Below are 21,391 nucleotides of genomic sequence, written 5' to 3'. Positions count from 1 at the left end.
AATTAAGGTTTATATAAGCTATTTTTAAATAGAATCACGTTCTAAAATTATTGGCAAAGGTAAAAAAATGACACAAATAACAAAGCCAAACGAGGTTAAACGAGATTGGATTGTACTTGACGCGGAAGGCAAGCGTTTTGGTAGATTGCTAACCGAAGTTGCGACAATACTTCGTGGCAAAAATAAACCAAATTTTACTCCAAACGTTGATTGTGGAGATTATGTTATCATCATCAACGCTTCAAAAGTAGAATTTACAGGAAATAACAAAGCTGAAGATAAGCTATATCACAGACATTCTGGCTATTTCGGAAGTACAAAAAGTGAGAAATTTGGCGATTTGGTAGCCAATAAACCTGAGAAGCTATTTAAGCTTGCGGTTCGCGGAATGCTTCCAAAGACAAAACTTGGTAGAGAGATGATAAAAAAACTAAAAGTTTATGCGGGTAGCGAACATCCTCATACAGCTCAAATCGCTAAAAAAGAAGGAAAATAATTATGGCAAAAGTTTATGCAACTGGAAAAAGAAAAACTGCTGTCGCTAAAGTTTGGATAAAGTCAGGAAGCGGCAAAATCGTAGTAAATGGAATGGATCTAAATAGCTGGCTTGGTGGGCATGAGGCTATCAAGCTAAAGGTTGTTCAACCTCTTCTAGTTACTAAGCAAGAGAGCCTTGTGGATGTTACTGCTACTACTTTAGGAGGCGGATATTCAGCTCAGGCTGAGGCTTTAAGACACGGAATTTCACGTGCTTTAGCTGCAATGGACGGTGATTTTAGAGCAGTTCTTAAACCAAAAGGCTTATTAACTCGTGACTCTCGTGTGGTTGAGCGTAAGAAATTCGGTAAGAGAAAAGCAAGACGTAGTCCGCAATTCTCAAAACGTTAATGGTTTTAAAGACCTTGGTTGCTATACTGGGGTCTCCTATGGGTTTATTCTCAACGCTACCAATGCTTTGAGAATTTTATATTTAGTGAATATTTATAAGCGTTTAAATAGAATTTATTAAGTATATGTAAAATATTGTTGCTGATTTGATTAAAAAATCAGAAAGAAAGGATATTCTATGAAAAAGATTGCTATTGCTTTAGTTGCTGCTACGGCTTTGTTTGCTGCTGATTCAGCATTTAACTATGAGTTAACTCCAACTATAGGAGGAGTTCTTCCAGAAGGAAATCTTGGAACAAATGATCATGCTGCCATAGGCTTAAGAGTTGGAAGAAATCTTGAAAATTCGTTTTTAGATCAAGTTGAGCTTGGTTTTAACTACTCAAACAATATTAAAGAGTTTGGTGTAAAAGGTAATGCAGCAAGATACTTTGTAAACGTTATTAAGGATTTTGGATTAACTAATAATTTGTCACTTTACGGACTAGTTGGTGCTGGCTGGGAAGATGTATCCGCTAAATTTGTAGATAATGAAGATGGCGGATTCGGACAATATGGTTTAGGATTAAAATATAAAGTTACAGATAACTTTGCGCTTCGGGTAGAGGCTGTAGATGCTATAAAATTTGAGCACGGAGATCACAATCTATTCTATACACTTGGCTTTGCTGTAGGATTTATCGAGAAATCCGCTCCAGTAGTTGTAGCTGCTCCAGAAAAACCAATAATGCCAAAAGTTGTAAATCTTGATGATGATAATGATGGTGTTTTAAATGATGTTGACAAATGCCCAAATACTCCAGCGGGTGTTGTAGTTGATGAAACCGGTTGTGAGAAAGTTATTGTACTTAGAGATTTAGGTGTAAATTTTGCATTTGATAGCTATAAAATAACACCAAAATATCTTAAAGAGATTAAAAAAGTTGCCGAGTTTATGAGTGAAAATCCAAACTACCGTGTAGTTTTAGAAGGCCATACTGATAGTACTGGTGCTGAGGCTTACAACTTAAAATTATCAGAAAAGAGAGCAAATGCTGTTGCTAAAGCTCTTGAGAATCTTGGTGTAAGCTCAAATAAGATCACAACCGTAGCTTACGGTGAGACTAAACCTGTGGCTGATAATAAAACAAAAGAGGGACGCGCTGAAAATAGACGCGTTGAAGCTAAATTTAATAAATAATTTAGGCTGTAAAAAACTACATTATTTAGGCTTTATCGCTATATAGCGGTAGAGCCTAATTTTTTATCTACTTTTTAATTAAAGAAAACAAATGAAAAAAACGATACTTTTTGATTTGGATGGCACACTTATAGACTCTACTTCCGCTATTTTAACAGGGTTTGATACTGCATTTAAAGTTCATAATAATCAAAAACCAGACCAGGATGCAGTAAAATCTCTTGTTGGACATCCTCTTGATGTTATGTTTGGCGGTCTTGGAGTGGATAAAGATTTGATTCAAAATTATATCGATGCTTATAAGGCTTGCTATAAACAAATTTATCTAGACCAAACAACCCTCTTAGATTTTGCTAAAGAGGCTGTAGAGCTTGCTAGCAAAATTGCTGACGTAGGAGTTGTTACTACAAAAACTTCTAAATTTTCTGTAAATTTACTTGAGTATTTGGGTATTAAAGAGTTTATTAAAACAGTAGTTGGCAGAGATGATGTAGTGCACCCCAAACCAAACCCTGAGCCTATTAATTTAGCTCTTAAAAATCTAGGTAAAGATAATGAGCAAAATAAAAAGTTTGCGTTTATGATAGGCGATACATGTATGGATATGATGGCAGCAAAATCAGCTGGTATAGAGGGTTTGGCTCTTTTGTGCGGTTATCAGGATTTGCAAAATTTGAAAAAATGCTCAAGCCATATCTTTGAAAATCCGCTTCGGGCAGTTGAGTTTATAGCAAAACTATAGAATAAATTTATTGAAGATTTAAGCTGTAAATCTATTTTAGTATTCATTAGTAATAAATTTATACTTTTAATTCATCTTAAAATACTCAATAATTCTTTTGATTAATCATATATTTTGGAATTTCGTTTTATAATAAAAGATTTTATGATAAAGATGAGGCAAATAAATGAGTAAAATTATGAAAACTATGGACGGCAACGAGGCGGCTGCGTATGCTTCATACGCCTTTACGGAGGTTGCGGGCATTTATCCTATTACTCCGAGTTCTCCGATGGCTGATTACACTGACGCTTGGGCTGCGGCAGGAAAGAAAAATTTATTTGGAATGCCCGTTAAAGTTGTTGAAATGCAAAGCGAAGGAGGCGCGGCAGGAACGGTTCACGGCTCACTTCAAGTAGGCGCGCTTACCACTACTTACACGGCTTCTCAAGGTCTGCTTTTAAAAATTCCTAATATGTATAAGATCGCAGGGCAGCTTCTTCCCGGAGTTATTCATGTGAGCGCTCGCTCTATCGCCGCTCAAGCTTTGTCTATATTTGGCGATCATCAAGATATCTATGCCTGTCGCCAAACGGGATTTGCGATGCTGGCAAGCGGTTCTGTTCAAGAGGTTATGGATATCGCAGGTGTTGCGCATTTGGCGGCTATTAAGGGTCGCGTGCCGTTTTTGCACTTCTTTGACGGATTTAGAACAAGCCACGAAATTCAAAAGATTGAAGTTATGGATTATGCTCATTTTGATAGACTTTTGGATAAAGAGGCGGTTCAAAAATTTAGAGACGAGGCGCTAAACCCCGAGAGTCCAAAGACTAGAGGTACGGCTCAAAACGATGATATTTACTTTCAAACCAGGGAGCTGACTAACCGCTTTTATGACGCGGTTCCTGATATAGTTGCTGATTATTTGGCTGAAATTTCAAAGATAACAGGACGCGAGTATAAGCCGTTTAACTACTATGGAGATCCGCAAGCGGAGCGAATTATAATAGCTATGGGCTCGGTAACTCAAACCCTTGAAGAGGTTGTTGATCACTTAAGAGCAAAGGGCGAAAAAGTAGGCATTATCAAAGTTCATTTGTATCGTCCTTTTAGCTTAAAATACTTATTTGACGTTATGCCAAAGAGTGTTAAGAAAATCGCCGTTTTAGACCGCACAAAAGAGCCCGGAAGCTTGGGCGAACCGCTATATCTTGACATAAAAGCTGCATTTTACGAAAGCGAATTAAAGCCTGTCGTAGTCGGCGGTAGATACGGACTTAGCTCAAAAGACGTCGATCCTGCTCAGATGATAGCTGTATTTGAAAATTTAAAACTAAATGAGCCTAAAAACGGCTTTACCGTAGGAATCGTAGATGATGTTACATTTACATCGCTTGAGGTAAAAGAGAAAATTTCACTGAGTGACGATAGTGTAAAAGAGTGTTTGTTTTACGGACTTGGCGCGGACGGAACGGTTGGAGCTAATAAAAACTCCATTAAGATCATCGGCGATAAGACCGACCTTTACGCTCAGGCTTATTTCGCATACGATAGTAAAAAATCAGGCGGTTACACGCGCTCGCATTTAAGATTTGGCAAAAACCCTATCCGCTCGACCTATCTTGTCTCAAACCCGCATTTTGTAGCTTGCTCCGTTGCGGCATATCTTGAACTTTACGAGGTTATAGACGGCATAAGACAAAACGGAACGTTTTTATTAAACTCAATCTGGGATTCAGAGGAGACTTTGGCTAAAATTCCAAACAGAGTTAAGAGAATTTTGGCTCGCAAAAACGTAAATTTCTACATCATAAACGCTACTAAGCTGGCTCATGATATCGGGCTTAAGAATCGCACAAATACTATTATGCAGTCAGCCTTTTTTAAACTTGCAGACATCATACCTTTTGAAGATGCGCAAAAATACATGAAAGAATACGCTCACAAAGCATACTCCAAAAAAGGCGAAGCGATAGTCGAGATGAACTATAAGGCTATCGATATGGGTGCCGGTGAGCTTGTAAAAGTGCCTGTAGATCCTGCTTGGGCAAATTTAAACGATGAGAGCGATACGAAAGAACAATATGTCGGAACCGATTTTGTCGAAAAGGTAGTAAAACCGATAAATGCGGCTAAGGGTGATAGCTTGCCGGTATCTGCGTTTTTGGGCTATGAAGACGGACACTTCGAGTCAGGAACAACGGCTTGTGAAAAGCGCGGAGTGGGTGTGATGGTGCCAAAATGGATAGAGGAAAATTGTATCCAGTGTAACCAGTGTGCCTTTGTCTGCCCTCATGCGGTTATAAGACCGTTTTTGATCGATGATAACGAGCTTGAAGCAGCCCCTCAAACCGTAAAAGATCACGTGTTAGACGCAAAAGGCAAGGAGTTAAAAGGGCTAAAATATAAAATTCAAGTTAGTATCCTAGACTGCACGGGTTGTGAGCTGTGTGCGCAAAACTGCCCAAGCAAGGAAAAATCGCTTGTAATGGTGCCTTTTGAAGAGGAACAAGAGAAAAACGAGCAGGTAAATGCGGACTATCTATTTAAAAACGTAACTTACAAAGATGATCTAATGAGTAAAGAAAGCGTTAAAGGCTCAAGCTTTGCTCAGCCTCTTTTTGAGTTCCACGCTGCTTGTCCGGGATGTGGAGAGACGCCTTATCTTGGGCTTGTTACAAGGCTATTTGGCGACCATATGATAGTGGCAAACGCGACAGGTTGTAGCTCGATTTATGGAGGAAGCGCGCCTTCTACGCCATATACCACAAATAAAGACGGACACGGCGTAGCTTGGGCGAATTCGCTGTTTGAGGATAATGCCGAATTTGGTATGGGTATGGAAGTGGCTACTCAAACTATCCGCCACCGCATAGAAGATATAATGCTTCGAACAAAAGATATCGTGCCAAACGCACTTAGCGCACTTTATACCGACTGGATTGAATTCAAAAACGATAGCGCTAAAACCAAAGAGATAGCTAAAATTTTGGTGCCGATTTTAGAGCAAAATTCGCAAGTTGAGGGCGTGAAAGAAATTTTAAGCCTGAAAAAATATCTCATTAGAAAGTCTCAATGGATCATCGGCGGCGACGGCTGGGCGTATGATATTGGATTTGGCGGACTTGATCACGTGCTTGCAAGCGGAGAAAACGTAAATGTGCTTGTGCTTGATACCGAGGTTTATTCAAACACAGGCGGTCAAAGTTCAAAATCAAGCCGTGCAGGCTCTATAGCGCAATTTACCGCTTCAGGAAAGCCTGCTCAGAAAAAAGATCTAGGCTATATCGCGATGACTTACGGAAATATTTTCGTAGCGCAGATAAACTCAAACGCAAGCCAAGCAAATACGATAAAAGCTATTTTGGCGGCTGAAGCATATGACGGACCAAGCCTTGTGATAGCCTACTCGCCTTGTATCGCTCACGGTATCAAAGGCGGACTTAGCTATTCGGGTAATCAGGCCGAACTTGCGACAAAATGCGGCTATTGGCCAACTTATGTCTATGATCCAAGACTAATGAAAGAGGGTAAAAATCCGCTTAAGATGACATCTAAAGAGCCTGACTGGAGCCTTTATGAGGAATTTTTATTAAATGAAGTTAGATATAGCGCTCTTAAAAAGACAAATCCAGAGCATGCAGATGCGCTTTTAAAGAAAAACGAAGATGACGCTAAGCGTCGCTATCGCCAGCTAAAACGCTTATCTGTGGCTGATTTTAGCGATGAGGTTGAGGCTAGCGCGGAAACCTAACCTAGCCAAAACGCCGAGCAAGACTTAAATTTCTCTCGCTCAAATTTGATGGGTGAGAGGATTTGGTTTTAAATTTAATGAAATTTGGCGTATGAGATTTTAGTTTGCACCTTTAATTTTAGTTGCCAATTAACGGTCAAATTTGCTTTTTCTCTCGAAATTCTAATAAATTTCGTAGGTGACTTTGCGCGGCAAAATTTGAACCGCTTTGGTTAAAATTTATACTAAATTCATATAGTCTAAAGAGTGAAAGTAGTGGATAAATTTAGCGGCATTAGTTTTAAAAACATTTCAAAAGTGCGCAATGAGTGAAATTCAAACCTATCCTTTTAAACCGATTCTCAACAAAAAAATATAACATTTTAATTCTTAACTCTTTCCCATCTGTCGTTTCTCGTAAATTTGGATTTTACTACGCAGATCCATAAAATCACTTCCAGTGGGGCTCAGTACAAATTTAAAAAATGTTTGGCTCATCGCTTAGTAGAATAACATAAATCGCTAGCTAGGCACGACTGAATTTTTTCGCGCAGTTTTTGTAAGCGAATAAATAACGAGTAGCATGATGAAGCCGTAAAGGAAGTTTGCACTTTTTTGCGTTGATTGCATTATCTCGTCGTATTTTAGAGCGTTTAGAGCTTCGACATACGGTTTTTTAAGAGTCTCTTGTGTGTTTTTGTCACTTGCGTTGAGGTCTATAAGCTCATTAGTATATTTGGCGCATTTATTTTTGGAGCCAATCAATAGAGTTTTATCGCAATCCAACTCTTCTAAAATCGTTTTTCTGTTTTTAACTATAAAATCTAATTTGTTTTCTTTTTTTGTATTAGTGAGATTTGCATCCAAGAGCATATCATCTAAGCCGTTTTCGTTATATCTTATGGTGTATTCTTTAAATTTGCTTTCGACTATTTGCTCTGATGTAAACATGCCTATAAATGGCGCTATTAAAAATGGTTTTATAAAAAATATAGCGATAAAGCAACCATAATAAAACAGATATACCAAGTCATGTTTAGATTTTAAAATAGCAAAAAAATACAGCAATAAATATGATGCAACAAAAAGCGCAACATAGGCAATATATTTAACATTGACCAAAAAGACTATAAGCATAGACATCAATGCAAGTAGGATAAACCCTATAAGCACATTTTTACACGTTATATTGTATTTGGTAGTTTTGCGACATATCATACAAAGAGCCAAGAAAAGCACTAATACTAATGCCAAGCACGCACATTCATATGGATAATTAACAAGCTGAGTTAAAATACAATTTTTATACATATAAATAGAAAATCCATATACCGCAATAGTTAAAACCATAAAATTTATAATTTGTAGTAAATTTGTATGATGGTCGCTAGTGTTTCTATATAATTTCAATGTTATCAAATCTAAAAAAATCTCAATACGATTTTTATTTTTAGGCTCTACTTCTACTTCATCGGCAGATTTTACTTCTTTACTATTTTCGCTATTTTTAGCTTTTATGTTTTCGAGAGTAAAATCTAGTTCCAACTCTTTACAATACAGTTCTAGGCGATGAAACAAGCTCGCGTCTAGTGCATTGCCTTTGTTGTTTAAAGCGTGTTTCATAAGCCTAAAACCATCCCTAAAATCATTTGCCATACTTATATATTTATCTATATTTTTGACACTTTCATTGCTTGCGCTTTTGACCTCGATAACCTTTTTAAGCTCTTCGTATGTAAAATCTGTTTTTGCATTTACGAAATTTAAAGCGCTGTCAAAAATACTTGATGAGAAATTAACCGGCTTTTTAAAAACAACGCCGTAAAAGCAAGCGACTTTTTTAAAATCAACTTCATAAAAATCAACAAAATTTTCAAAAATTCTACTATTAAAATAAGCATTATCTTGAAAAGTCGTATTGCTGAAATTTACCTCATTTGCAAAAGCAAGATTTTTATCTGTTTTAAAGTCTACTTTGCTTTCAAATTTGACATTTGCAAAAGTCGTCGTATCTTTAAAATTTGTATTTAAAAACCTTGCCTCTTCGGTAAAAGTAGCGGAACTAAAATCTACACTCATTTCAAAAACGGCATCTGTAAAATACGCTTTTTCGTTAAAAACTGCATTTGAAAAATCGGCTTTATTTTCAAAATTTGTTCCTGTTAATATTGCTATTTTAAATTTAGTTCCACAAAATTTCGCTTCTTCTTTAAAGTTTGCTTTATCTAAAATTATTTCATTATTAAAATTAGCTTCAGTAAAGATTAAGTTACTTTCAAAACAAGCTTCTTCAAAATATATTCTACAGTTAATTGTTTTTCGATAAAAACTTACTTCTTTTTTAAATATGGCTTCAGCAAAATTTACCACTTCTCCATTAATCTGTTTGGATTTTAAGTTAAATTTACAATCAAATACGGTGTGTGAAAAATTTAAATCATTAAATTCTCTAATATCCATAGTAAATTTTTGATTGAAATGCGTTCCTTCAAAATTTATACCCCGTAATTTATTTATTGTAGCCAATTCAAAAGATTTATTAAAAACACAATTTATAAAATCTATGTCTTCTCTGGCGTGTTTGGATACGAAATCATCGTTAAATGTGCACGAATGAAAACACGCATATCCATCCACGTAAACTTCTTTTGTAAATTTACATCTGCTAAACGTGTTATTGCTAATATTGCGTAAAAATACTTCATTTTCAAATTCGCAAGAACTGATATTGGGAATCTCAGAATCAACAACTATGATTGCCTGCTTGATTTTATTTAAATTTTTTATAGTTTCTTGATTTTTTACTCGTTGGCAATTTCTAAGGATCAAGTTTGATTCGTTGCTTTGTAGATATTTTTCTAAATTTATGCTATTTTTATCTTTTAATTCTGAATCAAAGACAAAATAATTAAAAATAAAGAAAACTTGCCCCTCGTGTTTACATTTCTCAATCCAATAGTGTTTTCCGGGCTGCTCTGGTGTATCAGAAAGGCATATATTTTTGCTAAGAATCCCAAGCTCCTGAAATCTTTCAAGTTCTTTTTGCTCAATTTCTTCTTTTTGCGCTTCCAAAATTTTATTTATATCTAAAACCACTTTTACACCTCGCTATCAGGTATGTACTAAAATTTATATTATGTGAAATATTATCAAAAAGCAACTTGCGAATTAATTATTAAGAAACAAAAACCAGCAGTATGAACTTCATCTTAAATTTAGTTTCAAATTTTAAAATTTCCTAAAATAAATAAAATAGGAAAACTATGAAAAACCTAAAATTTCTATTCTTGCTTCCGCTTGTGGCGATCGATGCGTAAGCATTAGAGCTAAAATACGAATTTCAGCCAAAAGCGACTGAGAAAACGGGCTTTACTATGTAAATGGCAAGCTTTATGACGACACGCTAAAAATGCTGCGTTACAGCGCCGAGGAGTTCTATGGCGTAAATGCGATGAGTATAGTCTATTGAGATTAAAGCCCTTCTGTCCACACTCGTTCGCGAGTTTGACTTAGATTGTGGTGTAGCTCTGTGGTGGCGGGATTATTTTGACGGCAAGGATAAACTCTCAAATGAATACTTCCTAAAAAACAACCTTTGCGAGAGCGTTTTCACCGACTGCTATAAAAGCAGCAGCAGATATTCTCGCATTATTTCTCACTTTGCAAATGCAAATACCATTCAATTTAATAAAACAAAACTACTAAATTTGCATAACCATCAAGCAAACAATACAAATTTAATGAATCAAAAAGTAAAAATAAAGTGATTAAATATAATTTTTACTGTCTTTAATAAAAGTTACAAATTTACACTAATTTACACTAAACTGATAATAGATATCAGAACTAAGAAATAATTTAGCAAACATAGTTTATAATAATCACTATCAAGATAAACAAAAGCTAGGAGTTCATAATGTCAGTTTTAGTAATCGGAGCCGACGAGATAACGCCGATAAAAGCGGTTTTAAGAGATTTGGGAGCTGAGAAGATAGAGCATTGGGACGCAAGAAACGAAAACAGAGTAAATCGCAAACCAATCCCTCAAGATACTAAATGCGTAGTGATGCTAACGAGCTTTTTAAATCACAACACAATGAAGACAATAAAAACTCAAGCCAAAAAACGAAATATCCCGATAGTATGCGCAAAAAGAAGCGTTAGTTGCGTATTTTGCGAATACTGCAAGGTCTTTGGGCTAGACAAGGAATTTAAATGCAAATCAAAAGATTGCTAAATGAAATTCGGCTTTTTATTAGATATTGGAGAAATAACTCCAAATATTTTTTCAAAGCTTGATAGGGTAAAAAAAGCAAAAATTTTTATAAATTTGTATAATTCATGCGTAGAAGATGAGCTAAAAATCCCTAAGAATTATTATAAATTCGGACTTAGCTTGCAAAATATCTTTTTAAAAAGAGTTGATGAGTTATGCAAATTTAAACATCAAAGCTTTAAAAAGCCAACTAGCTTTTGTGTGGCTTCAAATACTATAATCCATGCTTTTAAAAATGGAAATTTAGATGAAATTCCCGTTATCGCAGGCACTCCTAAACACCCTGCCGCAAAGCTGCTCATGCTACTTAAATCACAAAACGGAATTTGTTTTGATGCGGATATAATGTTTTCTCAGTTTGTTTATGATAAAATCCGTAAAAAACATCTTGATAAAAATGTTTATTTTCAAGACGGCATAATCTTTGTGGAGCATAACGGCAGAAAAATTTTTGGAGTTTTGCCTAGCTTTAAAGAGATTTCAAAAGATAGGTTTCATCTGGCAAATTACGAAATCGCAAGGGCTTTTAAGGCTCTTGACGAGAACGGATTTGATAGGATGTTTGTTGTTTTTCCGCGCAACACAAACTTCTTAAAACACATAGAGGTTAATACTTGTTGCGGAAACTATGGCGGTGAGGCTAGGCTTAAGCTCGTTCCTTACACCATCGTTCATAACGTATTTTAATTTAAGGAAAGTTTATGATAGGAATAATTTTTGGAAGCAGTATGGGAAATACTGAAGAGGCGGCAAAATTTTTGTCTGAAAATTTAGGGCTTGAAAACGAGCTTTTGAATGTAAGCGATTGTGATGCAGACAAGATAAACAGCTTTGATAAGCTGATCCTTGGCACTTCCACATGGGGAAGCGGCGATTTACAAGATGATTGGGATGCGTTTGATTTCGAAGGTCTTGAGCTTAGCGGCAAAACTGTTGCAGTATTTGGAATGGGCGATAGCGAGAGCTACAGCGACGAGTTTTGTAATGCTATGGGCAAGCTTTACGATCACGTCGTAAAACAAGGCGGAAAAGTCGTAGGTAGCGTATCAACAGACGGATATAGCTTTGATAGTTCTGATTCTGTGCGTGACGGCAAATTCGTAGGACTTGCCCTTGATGCGGACAATGAAAGCGATCAAACAGAGCCGAGAATTCTCGCTTGGATAGAGCAGATAAAACCAAATTTCGCATGATTTATTTCCCCTGTCTTTTGGGGAAAACTTTTTAAAATAAATCTTGTATCAATCTACTATAAAAACCACTAAATTTTAAGCCTTTTGTAGTTAAAATATTTTTTAAATTTTTACAGTTGGAGTAATGATGGCATTTCAGAATGTAGAGTGGCAAAAATTTTATGAAAAAGCCTGGAAAGTAAGAGCAGAGTTTATGAGTGAGTGTTTAAGCCGTGGAATGAATGGCTACCAAGCCATTAAAGAGCTTGAAAAGAAAGAACGTAAATATCGTATATCAATAACAGATGGCGAAGTAATATCATGGGAAAAGATTAAAGGAGATCCCACAAATGCGATATCTGAATCGATTAATATTCCCATAATGCGACTAAGCTCCATGAGGGGCAATGAGATTGTAATACCATTTTATGCAAATTTTAATTTTGTTGATATGCTTATAGATATTTTTGACGAGACGGGGCCTTACGATTCCATTATCGAACTTGGATGTGGATATGGAAGAAATTTGTTTGAGATATTTTATAGAGGTGGACCTATCGATACCCCATATTTTGGCGGAGAATTTACAAAAAGCGGTGTAGATCTTGCTAACAAATTGGCTAAAGCAACTCCAAATATGAATGCTAAATTTTTTCATTTTAACCATCTCGAACCAAGACTAGATATTGATTTTGGAGAGCGAGCATTTATATTTACCTGCCACTCTATTGAGCAGGTGTCACAAATTTCAGATAATTGGTTTGAGGTTGTGGCAAATTCTGCCAAACAAGTTAGATGCGTACATCTTGAACCATTTGGTTTTCAGATGCATCTAACAGGCCCTTTAAGTCAAAAACATATGGAATTCATAGTGCAGCAAGGTTGGAATGTTAATTTTACCGATATGTTAAAACAAGCTTCTAAAAACAAAATAATAGAGGTGGATGGTGCGGTATTGGAGATCGGATTTTCGCAAGATCCGTTTAATCCGGGTTCGATTGCTATATGGCATAGTGATAAAAAATAGTTGTTTTTTGCTTATGTTACTAAATTTGAAAGATTTTTCAGAGCAAAACCCTATAAGATGGGCCATATTAATGGGATTTTTGTCTTGCTGGGCTATAGTTATAGTCGCTTTTATGGATGCTAAAATAGATTTTAATTCATCAGGTCAAAACAAAGAAACCGAGTCTCTTCAAACTGTTTTTTATCTTTTGGCATCTTATATCTTTATTAAATTTTTTACATTTTTTAAAAAATTTTCATTTTTCTCTCTTGCGTTGTTTTCATTATTTCTCATAGGTATTTATCTAGTAACTAATATATATTTATTAAAATTAGTTCCTGCGCCAAACGAGTTTTACCAAAATATTAGCTATGCATTCTCGGCTGGATTAAGTTTTATATATATTTTTATATTAAATTTAATTCCTTCAAAATTTTTCAAGGTTAAATAATTCTCTGATATCAGCAGTTTTGTCTTTGAGGTTTTATCAAATTTTCGCTACAATCTCACGAAAAAAGGAGATATGATGCCATTGCTTGATAGTTTTTGCGTAGATCACTTAAAGATGAACGCGCCTGGAGTTCGTCTTGCTAAAACGATGAAAACCCCAAAAGGCGATGATATAAGCGTTTTTGATCTTAGATTTTGCAAGCCTAATGAGGAAATTTTGCCCGAAAAAGGAATTCACACTCTTGAGCATTTGTTTGCGGGCTTTATGAGAGATCACCTTAACGGCAACGGAGTTGAGATCATCGATATATCGCCGATGGGTTGCAGAACGGGGTTTTATATGAGTTTGATAGGAACTCCTAGCGAAGAAGCCGTAAAGCAAGCTTGGCTTAAATCAATGAGCGATGTCTTAAATGTAAAAAAACAAAGCGAAATTCCGGAGCTTAACGAGTATCAGTGCGGCACTTACAAGATGCATTCGCTTGAAGAGGCGCATGCAATAGCAAATAAAATTTTAAAAAGCGGACTTGGCATCATTAACAACGACGAGATAAGACTTGATCTAAAAGCTATGGGATTGTGAGTTAAATTTGACGCAGATGATTAGCGATGTAAAGCCTGAAATTCCAAGCGAAAATAAGGCTTTTCTAGCCGAGCAAATTTTAACCTATCTTGGCAATAAGCGCTCCTTGCTTGGCTTTATAGAGCAGGGGGTATTGCACGCTAAAAGCGAGTTGGGGCAAGATAAGTTAAGTTGTGCGGATGTCTTTTCGGGCTCTGGAATTGTGGCTAGATTTTTAAAGCGACATGCAAATTTTATCGTTGCAAACGATCTTGAGCTGTACTCCAAAATTACCAACGAATGCTACCTTGCAAATTTGACACCCGAGCTTAAGGCTGAGCTTAAAACTAGCCTAGCAAAACTAAAAAAAGAGATAAAAAACGAGCTTAAAAGTGGTTTTATAACTGAGCTTTACTCGCCAAAAGATGAGGCAAACATCACTCTAAACGATAGGGTTTTTTATACACCTTATAATGCGCGTTATATCGATACCGCAAGAGCTGGCATTGAGCTTTTGGATGAAGAGATAAGACCGTTTTTCCTAGCCCCGCTTCTGCACTCTGCTAGCGTGCATGCAAATACAAGCGGCGTTTTTAAGGGCTTTTATAAAAATAAAGACAAAATAGGGCAGTTTGGCGGCGAAGGAAGAAACGCGTTAAAAAGAATTCTAGCTCCTATCGAGCTTAAAATGCCTGTTTTTTCAAACTTCAACGTCGAATTTGAAGTTATGCAAAAGGACGCAAATTTACTAGCAGGCGAGATTGGCAAGATCGATTTGGCATATCTTGATCCTCCTTATAACCAGCACCCTTACGGCTCAAACTACTTCATGCTGAATTTGATTGCCAAATACGAGCGTCCAAGTGAAATTTCAAAAGTTTCAGGCATAGCTAAAGATTGGAATCGCTCCGTTTATAATCAAAGAGCAAACACTGCCGAAGCGTTTTTTGATCTCATTGGCAAGCTGAAGGCTAAATTTGTGCTAATTTCTTTTAACTCGGAAGGGTTTATCTCAAAAGAGAGCTTTGACAAAAACCTTAAAAAATTTGGTAAAGTGGAGCTAAAAGAAAAAAAATATAATACATTTCGTGGAAGCAGAAATCTAAACAGTAGAAATTTGCATGTAAACGAACTTCTTTATATACTTAAAAAATAATTTAGTAATTTATCTTTTTCATATATATTCAATAAATTATAAAACTACTAAATATATCAATGTAATTTTAAGTTCAATTTTAATAAAATTTCATTAACTTTATTTTTTAAGGAAATTTTATGAAAAATAAACTTATATCTTTGATGATTACCGCTACAGCTTTTAGTTCGATGTTTGCGGGAGATTTTATATCTCAAACAACCGCAATTTTTTTAAACGGCAAAGACATAGGAAAAATAGAGGTTTTAACTCCTGTTGAAATTGTAGAAAAAGGGCAATCTCTAACTAAGATAAAAATACAAGGAGTAGTTGCGGATAATTATAAAGAGAGAATCCAAAGAAGCATTCCAAATGCTGAAGTTTTTGTTGTTTTTAATGAAGATGTTGACGGTAATTTTGTTTTTAATAAGAAATTAGAAGATGATTATGGTGAAATTTGGCATGAGGCAAGTGGAGTTTATGAGGTTGATTCAAAGCTTATAACAGCCGATGAGGAGGCCTTGTACGACCAAGCAAAAAAAATATACGAAGAGAGCTGTTCTGCCTGTCACAGACTGCATCAGCCTAATGATTTTACAGCTAATCAGTGGCCTGCAAGTTTGCAAGGCATGATTGATGCTGGTTATACTGCAATAGATGAAAATAGTTTAAATTTAATCACAAAATATTTGCAGCATAACGCTAAAGAAAGTTATTAAAATTAAAAAGACCAATATTTAGAAAAGGGGAGAATATGAAAAGACGAGATTTTATAAAGACCTCAGCTATTCTTGGAGCTAGCTCTTTGAGCGCTAGTAGGATTGATGGTGTTACAAAAACTATTTTTGACAATAAGAAAGTTTTTGGAGCAAATAGATTTGGAACTTTTTGGGCCAATATAAATTCAGAGCAGATCGTTTCTGTAAGTGATTTTGAAGGTGATAAATTTCCAAATACTATGAATTATTCGCTGCCGGATGTGATTCAAAACGAAAACAGAGTTCTTTATCCGATGGTAAGAAAAAGCTATCTAAAGGCCAAAGGTCCTGCAAAAAGCGAATTAAGAGGCAATGAGGAATTTGTAAGAGTTAGCTGGGATGTAGCGCTTGATCTTGCCGCTAAAGCTTTAAAAGAAAATTTTGATAAATACGGCCCTGAAAGTATTTACGGCGAGTGCTACTGGTGGGGTGGTAGCGGTAAAGTAGGCTGGGGTAGAACCGTAGCTCACAGAATGTTAAAAATTCTTGGCGGATATGTTGAGGAGACTGATGATTATTCGACAGGAGCTGGTCTTACTATAATGCCTTATGTATTAGGAAGCGGTTCGGTTTATGATACACCAACCAAGTGGAAAGCCGTTGTTAAAAATGCTAAAAACGTAGTATTTTGGGGTACTGATCCGATAGTTACAAATCAAATAGGTTCTATTCCTCCACTTCACTCTAACTATCCTGGTATCATAGATCTTAAAAAATCAGGCATAAAAACTTATAGTGTAAACGTAATGGTTAACGATACTGCTCGCTATTTAGGCTCTGAACCTATAATAGTTGTGCCAAATACCGATACCGCAATGGTGCTTGGAATGTGCCACCACTTATATGAAAATCATCTTTATGATGCTGAGTTTATTAAAAAATATACGGTTGGATTTAATAAATTTAAAGACTATTTGCTTGGTGTGGAGGATAAGATTGTTAAAGATGTTAAGTGGGCTAGTAAAATTTGTGGTGTTCAACCTGAATACATCGCTAAATTTGCAGAAAAACTAGCAAAAGAGCCTACTACCATTTTGATAGGTCGCGCACTTCAAAGAGCAGACCACGGAGAGCAAATTTTCTGGGCTTTAGTTACTCTAAGTGCTATGCTAGGACATATCGGTAAGGAGGGTCTTGGGTTCGAGTTTAGTTTAGGATATAACTCAGGCGGTGCCGGAGATAAGATAGCTCCGGTTTTAAAGGGTCTTAGCACAAGAATAAGTGAAAAATATGAGACGCCAGACTCTCCTTGGAAAAAATTTAAAAACGTAACTATTCCTTCATCACGCTCTATCGAAGCACTTGAAAATCCAGGCAAAGAGATAGATCATAACGGTAAAAAGATAAAACTTCCACATATGAGAGTAGCTTATAATGCATCAGGTTCGATGTTTACACGTCACCAAGATGTAAATAATATCGTTAAACAATGGAAAAAATTTGAAACAGTTATCACTGCAGAGCCTTATTGGACAAGTACGGCAAGATTGTCTGACATAGTTTTCCCTGTGGCTATCGAAGTTGAGAGAAACGACATTAACCAAACCGCTCCAAACGGCGAATATATCGTAGCATATAGACCTATCATTAATCCTATGGGAGAGAGCAAGAGCGACTTTTGGATTTGTGAGCAAATTTGTAAAAGATGGGGCGTTGGCGAAGTATTCACAGAAGGAAAATCAGAGCTTGATTGGGTTAAGGAATTCTACAACGATGCGGTAACTCAAGCAAAAAATCTCAATGTGCAAATGCCTAAATTTGAAGAGTTCTGGGAGAAAGGCTTTGTAAGATTTGAGCAAGATAAGAAAGAGACCGAGCTATACACTAGACTAGCGGCGTTTAGAGAAAATCCTGTAAAAAATCGCCTTGGAACACCATCCGGTAAGATTGAAATTTACTCTCCTGCCGTAGCTAAATATGGCTATGATGACTGCCCTGGACATGCTACTTGGCTAGAGCCATTCGAGTGGCTCGGTAGCGAAAAGACTAAAAAATATCCGATACATATAGTAAGTCCTCACTCAAGATATCGCTTACACTCTCAGCTAAATAACTCTATTATTAGAAATTTTGCCGAGGTTAGCGGTAGAGAGCCTATTTTGATGAATCCAAAAGATGCTAAAGAAAGAGGTCTTGCCAATGGTGACATTGTAAGAGTATTTAATGATCGCGGTGAAATTTTAGCAGGTGTGCTTATAACCGATCTTATTCAAGAAAAGGTTGCTGCAATATGTGAAGGTGCGTGGTATGATCCTGAAAAATGGGGAGAAAAGAGCCTTTGCCAACATGGCTGCGTAAACGTATTAACTCGTGATAAAGGCACAAGTAAGCTAGCTCAAAGCAACACAGCCCACACAACTCTAGCACAGGTTGAGAAATTTAAAGGCGAGATTAAGCCTATAAAAGCATTTTCAAAACCTATTATTATTCAATCTCTATAAAATTTAGCCCAAGGTTTCTTGGGCTAAACTCTCTAAACTGTTTTATGTTATCATATTGTCAAAATTTAAAAGGAAAAATATGAAAAAAATTCTATTTCTAATGATAACTTCAGTCTTTGCATTTGGCGTTGCGACCGTATCGGAGCCTAATGATCCTTGCGAAGAGTATAAGAAAACAGCCTACGAGATGTTTAACATACTAGACACCAGAGCTGAAAATAACAAACATGAGCAAGCCGAAGTTAAAAAGATGAAAGATGCTTTTAATAAGGGTCTTGAGAGAATAAATACTTTAAGTGACAGAGACAATGTTTGCATAAAAGCTACTCAGTCAATAAAAGAAGCAATAGAGCTTATGCAGCCCGTGCGATCTTATCAATAGGTTAAAATCTTAATTTGTATTCAAATCTTACTTGATAAACATAATTAATTTAAGTTACAATATTAAAATAAAAAATCAAAGGATAAGTATGAATGATTTTGTGAGAGTTTCACAAATTTTAAAGGCTTTCAAGGCTGAACTAAACGCACTTTACACAAATCTTGAAGATAACGAGATATTAAGCGAGGGGCTTAAGATAGCTGGATTTGAGGGTGCAAAGAGCGAAAAAATAGCCGTTTTAAGACGTGTTGTAGATCTTAAAGAAGAGCCACTTGAAAACGAGCTAAAAAAGCTTAAAAAGAGCGAAGAAGAGATAAAAGTGGTAAAAGATCGGATGTTTATATACGTTAAAAATCTTTATGAAAGTCGCCACGCAAATTTGATAGATCAAATCGCGCAAGAGGGCGTTTTGGACGAATTTTATATAACACTGCTAAAAGGAGTTCACGACATAGGGCTTGCGATGAACGACTGGCAAATATCTTGGAATAAGCAAATTTTACAGACTACAAATAAAGAATTTGAGGCTAAATTTAAAGATTTTAACGAGGCTTTGAAATTTATTGATGAAAACAAGCTTTTTCAGACCGAGCCAAGCGGAGAGAAGGCCGATAGAAGCTACGGAGCGGTTGTAAAATCAGGCGAAAAATATGAATTTGCGCCTTATGTTTTGGCTTTTAAAGATGAGGTCGGCAAGGTGGCAAATAGGCTTGAAAAGATGATAGAAAGCCTTAAAAAAATAGCTTCGCACGAAGATCACAAATCCTATGTGAACTATTTTATCAAGCTAAAAGACGCTTTTTGCGAGAGGGATAACTCTAAAGTGATATCTGCTTGGCAAGAGGCTGAGATAGCTTGGATGGATGTGCGCTCGCAGCTTCAAGTAGGACATCCGCTTGAATACTACGAGGATGCCTACACGCACGCGGTCGCGCTTGAGTGGGACATCAGGCTTGCTGAGGTAAGCGAGTTTGACGAGGAGAAATTTAGACGCGAGATCAAAGAGAGCTTTGAAAAAATTTATAAGCAAGTAGTAGCAAACAGCCTTAAAATGCACGAGCTTGTGCTTTCAAATATAAATAAAACTCAGCTTTACATCTCAAATCCTATGATTTATTACGGAGCCGAGCTTAACGGGCTGTTTTCAGCCCAAGTCGTGCCAAATGATGAGTTTGTAAGCAAAAAGTGCGGTAAGAAAATTTTTGCCTTTGTAAATCACGTCTATGAAAGCGCAAAAGCAAGGCCTTTTATGAAGCTTTCAAGCGAAATTTTTGATAAAGAGTTTTTAAATTTTGGTAGAGAAATTCTATTTACAAAGCCTGAAGTCTGGAAAAAGGTCTATGAAATTTCAACTATAGGCCACGAATTCGGACATATTTTATTTATAAACGAAGATAGCGAAAAAATTATGAATGAAGACGGGCTATTTAAATTTATAGAGGAGTATAAGGCTACTACTGGTGGGCTTGTGAACTTCTTTTTGCATGAGGATGAAGGGTATAAGATGCCAGTATTTCACGAGCTTATAGCGCGTTCGGTAGGACTTATCGCTTGGAGAGAGGTTGAAGAGGTTAGGGCGTATTATTGCGAAGGACTAATTCACCTTAGCTTGCTTTTTAAAGCGGGTGCGCTTAGCTTTAAGGATGAGAAATTAAGCGTGAATTTTGGCTTGCAAAGCTACGAGAAATTTAAAGAAATTTGCATGAAAAACTACGAGGATTTGGCTACTCATTACGTTAAAAAAGCTGAAGCGGGCGAGTTTTTAGCTAAATTTTGCGAGCGTGACGGACAAGGCTATCTGCCAAAAGATGAGACCGTGAAAGAATTTGTGAAATTTTACTACGACAAGTACCAAAAAATCGGCAATGAGGTTGATAATAGCGGCGAATGGCAAAAGTGGCAAGAGATAGCCAAAAAACAAAACTAACAAAAAGGAGAGTGGATGATAGATTCAATGGGTGAGCCGCGTATCAAGCTGGTTGCGCTTCCGAAGGATACAAACTCTGCGGGCAATATATTTGGCGGTTGGATAATGAGCCAGATCGACCTTGCGGGAGCTACGGCTGCTCGTGAGGTAGCGCCTGAGAGAGTTGTGACGATATCTATGCAAGAGGTTATTTTTAAAGAGCCTGTTTTTATCGGTGATGTGGTTAGCTGCTACGCTAAAATTCTTGCAGTGGGCAAAACATCTATAAAAACGCAGATAGAAGTAACGGCTCAAAGACTAAATAAAGACGGCTTTCGCGAGTGCATACACGTAACAAGCGCGATTGCAACCTATGTAAGCGTGACAAAAGACGGAGTTAAAAAGCCGATTGATGAAGAGTTAAAGAGGCTGCACGGGTTTTAAATTTACAGCTAATTTTAATATGCATTTTTGTAATATTTCTTTTAATTATATAAAGGAGATATTATGAAAAAAATAAGCTTAGTTTTTCTACTTATTTTAGGGCTTTTAAGCCTAAATGCAAGCGAATTTAGAAGCGTAAAAGATATGGCTGGAAATGAGGTAAAAATTCCTGCCGTAACTACAAAAATCGCCGCTCTTTGGCACGCAAATAACCAGATGATCCTAACGGTAGGCGGCGCAGACAAGATCGTAGCAACTACCGATAAGATCAGGCAAAACAAGTGGTTTGCACACATCTATAAGCCTATCGCTCAAATTCCCGCTTCACTAAACGGCA

At 36.5% G+C, this 21,391-nt stretch carries 18 protein-coding genes and 2 pseudogenes; 19 read left to right on the top strand and 1 reads right to left on the bottom strand.

The annotated features are described in order from the left end of the window. Positions 1-67 precede the first annotated feature (67 nt). The 6 genes and pseudogenes from rplM to CDOM16190_RS10765 all read left to right on the top strand — a co-directional run. A complete protein-coding gene (gene rplM / locus CDOM16190_RS09645; RefSeq protein ID WP_170020495.1) occupies positions 68-496 on the top strand; it encodes a 50S ribosomal protein L13 in 429 nt (142 codons plus the stop codon). 2 nt (positions 497-498) lie between these two features. After that, complete coding sequence (gene rpsI / locus CDOM16190_RS09640) at positions 499-888, top strand: 30S ribosomal protein S9 (RefSeq protein WP_169975796.1); 390 nt, start codon at positions 499-501, stop codon at positions 886-888. A gap of 178 nt (positions 889-1,066) precedes the next feature. After that, the gene (locus CDOM16190_RS09635) at positions 1,067-2,068 is read left to right on the top strand and encodes an OmpA family protein (RefSeq protein ID WP_170020493.1); all 1,002 of its coding nucleotides are present in this window, start codon (positions 1,067-1,069) and stop codon (positions 2,066-2,068) included. Between the two features lie 91 nt (positions 2,069-2,159). Continuing rightward, on the top strand, positions 2,160-2,810 hold the full coding sequence (locus CDOM16190_RS09630; RefSeq protein ID WP_169975800.1) for an HAD family hydrolase: 651 nt from the start codon (positions 2,160-2,162) through the stop codon (positions 2,808-2,810). A gap of 166 nt (positions 2,811-2,976) precedes the next feature. Beyond that, on the top strand, positions 2,977-6,543 hold the full coding sequence (gene nifJ / locus CDOM16190_RS09625) for a pyruvate:ferredoxin (flavodoxin) oxidoreductase (protein WP_170020491.1): 3,567 nt from the start codon (positions 2,977-2,979) through the stop codon (positions 6,541-6,543). A gap of 304 nt (positions 6,544-6,847) precedes the next feature. Further along, a pseudogene (locus tag CDOM16190_RS10765) lies at positions 6,848-6,968 on the top strand (DNA-deoxyinosine glycosylase); the annotation flags it as partial. A 76-nt stretch (positions 6,969-7,044) separates the two neighbouring features. Here CDOM16190_RS10765 and CDOM16190_RS09620 read toward each other — a convergent pair. After that, positions 7,045-9,618, bottom strand: a complete 2,574-nt coding sequence (locus tag CDOM16190_RS09620; protein ID WP_170020489.1) for a pentapeptide repeat-containing protein — start codon at positions 9,616-9,618, stop codon at positions 7,045-7,047. An 820-nt stretch (positions 9,619-10,438) separates the two neighbouring features. Between CDOM16190_RS09620 and CDOM16190_RS09615 the strand changes: the two genes are divergently transcribed. The 13 genes and pseudogenes from CDOM16190_RS09615 to CDOM16190_RS09555 all read left to right on the top strand — a co-directional run. Further along, positions 10,439-10,759, top strand: a complete 321-nt coding sequence (locus CDOM16190_RS09615; protein ID WP_170020487.1) for a DUF2325 domain-containing protein — start codon at positions 10,439-10,441, stop codon at positions 10,757-10,759. Continuing rightward, positions 10,760-11,485 (top strand): hypothetical protein, encoded by a 726-nt coding sequence (locus tag CDOM16190_RS09610; RefSeq protein WP_170020485.1) that lies wholly within the window; start codon positions 10,760-10,762, stop codon positions 11,483-11,485. It abuts the gene before it with no gap. Between the two features lie 14 nt (positions 11,486-11,499). Further along, on the top strand, positions 11,500-11,991 hold the full coding sequence (fldA, locus tag CDOM16190_RS09605; protein WP_170020483.1) for a flavodoxin FldA: 492 nt from the start codon (positions 11,500-11,502) through the stop codon (positions 11,989-11,991). A gap of 127 nt (positions 11,992-12,118) precedes the next feature. After that, positions 12,119-12,997 carry a class I SAM-dependent methyltransferase gene (locus CDOM16190_RS09600; RefSeq protein WP_170020481.1) on the top strand — a complete coding sequence of 293 codons (879 nt, stop codon included), beginning with the start codon at positions 12,119-12,121 and terminating at the stop codon, positions 12,995-12,997. Continuing rightward, on the top strand, positions 12,984-13,427 hold the full coding sequence (locus CDOM16190_RS09595) for a hypothetical protein (RefSeq protein ID WP_170020479.1): 444 nt from the start codon (positions 12,984-12,986) through the stop codon (positions 13,425-13,427). The genes CDOM16190_RS09600 and CDOM16190_RS09595 overlap by 14 nt, the downstream gene beginning before the upstream one ends. 75 nt (positions 13,428-13,502) lie before the next feature. Then, entirely contained in the window at positions 13,503-14,009 is a 507-nt protein-coding gene (gene luxS / locus CDOM16190_RS09590) for an S-ribosylhomocysteine lyase (protein WP_170020477.1), read from the top strand. Positions 14,010-14,025: 16 nt separating this feature from the next. After that, positions 14,026-15,144 carry a DNA adenine methylase gene (locus tag CDOM16190_RS09585; RefSeq protein WP_170020475.1) on the top strand — a complete coding sequence of 373 codons (1,119 nt, stop codon included), beginning with the start codon at positions 14,026-14,028 and terminating at the stop codon, positions 15,142-15,144. Positions 15,145-15,263: 119 nt separating this feature from the next. After that, entirely contained in the window at positions 15,264-15,842 is a 579-nt protein-coding gene (locus CDOM16190_RS09580; protein WP_170020473.1) for a hypothetical protein, read from the top strand. Between the two features lie 35 nt (positions 15,843-15,877). Continuing rightward, positions 15,878-18,322: a molybdopterin-dependent oxidoreductase gene (locus tag CDOM16190_RS09575; RefSeq protein WP_170020471.1), complete on the top strand. Its 2,445-nt coding sequence runs from the start codon at positions 15,878-15,880 to the stop codon at positions 18,320-18,322. Positions 18,323-18,401: 79 nt separating this feature from the next. Continuing rightward, positions 18,402-18,704, top strand: coding sequence for a hypothetical protein (locus tag CDOM16190_RS09570; RefSeq protein ID WP_170020469.1), 303 nt, complete (start codon positions 18,402-18,404; stop codon positions 18,702-18,704). Between the two features lie 88 nt (positions 18,705-18,792). Continuing rightward, positions 18,793-20,631, top strand: a complete 1,839-nt coding sequence (gene ciaB, locus CDOM16190_RS09565; RefSeq protein WP_170020467.1) for an invasion protein CiaB — start codon at positions 18,793-18,795, stop codon at positions 20,629-20,631. Between the two features lie 18 nt (positions 20,632-20,649). Then, entirely contained in the window at positions 20,650-21,054 is a 405-nt protein-coding gene (locus tag CDOM16190_RS09560) for an acyl-CoA thioesterase (RefSeq protein WP_349304335.1), read from the top strand. 63 nt (positions 21,055-21,117) lie between these two features. Then, positions 21,118-21,391 (top strand): annotated as a pseudogene (locus CDOM16190_RS09555) (ABC transporter substrate-binding protein); the annotation flags it as partial.

This window comes from Campylobacter sp. RM16190, from assembly GCF_012978835.1.
Classification (GTDB): Bacteria; Campylobacterota; Campylobacteria; order Campylobacterales; family Campylobacteraceae; genus Campylobacter_A.
The sequence above is the reverse complement of the archived record's forward strand: the minus strand, read 5'-3'. Positions and strand labels throughout refer to the sequence as shown.

Bases quoted from the DNA above. Each gene is read 5' to 3' on its own strand.
- rplM (WP_170020495.1), top strand. From the start codon at position 68: ATGACACAAATAACAAAGCCAAACGAGGTTAAACGAGATTGGATTGTA.
- rpsI (WP_169975796.1), top strand. From the start codon at position 499: ATGGCAAAAGTTTATGCAACTGGAAAAAGAAAAACTGCTGTCGCTAAA.
- CDOM16190_RS09635 (WP_170020493.1), top strand. From the start codon at position 1,067: ATGAAAAAGATTGCTATTGCTTTAGTTGCTGCTACGGCTTTGTTTGCT.
- CDOM16190_RS09630 (WP_169975800.1), top strand. From the start codon at position 2,160: ATGAAAAAAACGATACTTTTTGATTTGGATGGCACACTTATAGACTCT.
- nifJ (WP_170020491.1), top strand. From the start codon at position 2,977: ATGAGTAAAATTATGAAAACTATGGACGGCAACGAGGCGGCTGCGTAT.
- CDOM16190_RS09615 (WP_170020487.1), top strand. From the start codon at position 10,439: ATGTCAGTTTTAGTAATCGGAGCCGACGAGATAACGCCGATAAAAGCG.
- CDOM16190_RS09610 (WP_170020485.1), top strand. From the start codon at position 10,760: ATGAAATTCGGCTTTTTATTAGATATTGGAGAAATAACTCCAAATATT.
- fldA (WP_170020483.1), top strand. From the start codon at position 11,500: ATGATAGGAATAATTTTTGGAAGCAGTATGGGAAATACTGAAGAGGCG.
- CDOM16190_RS09600 (WP_170020481.1), top strand. From the start codon at position 12,119: ATGGCATTTCAGAATGTAGAGTGGCAAAAATTTTATGAAAAAGCCTGG.
- luxS (WP_170020477.1), top strand. From the start codon at position 13,503: ATGCCATTGCTTGATAGTTTTTGCGTAGATCACTTAAAGATGAACGCG.
- CDOM16190_RS09585 (WP_170020475.1), top strand. From the start codon at position 14,026: ATGATTAGCGATGTAAAGCCTGAAATTCCAAGCGAAAATAAGGCTTTT.
- CDOM16190_RS09580 (WP_170020473.1), top strand. From the start codon at position 15,264: ATGAAAAATAAACTTATATCTTTGATGATTACCGCTACAGCTTTTAGT.
- CDOM16190_RS09575 (WP_170020471.1), top strand. From the start codon at position 15,878: ATGAAAAGACGAGATTTTATAAAGACCTCAGCTATTCTTGGAGCTAGC.
- CDOM16190_RS09570 (WP_170020469.1), top strand. From the start codon at position 18,402: ATGAAAAAAATTCTATTTCTAATGATAACTTCAGTCTTTGCATTTGGC.
- ciaB (WP_170020467.1), top strand. From the start codon at position 18,793: ATGAATGATTTTGTGAGAGTTTCACAAATTTTAAAGGCTTTCAAGGCT.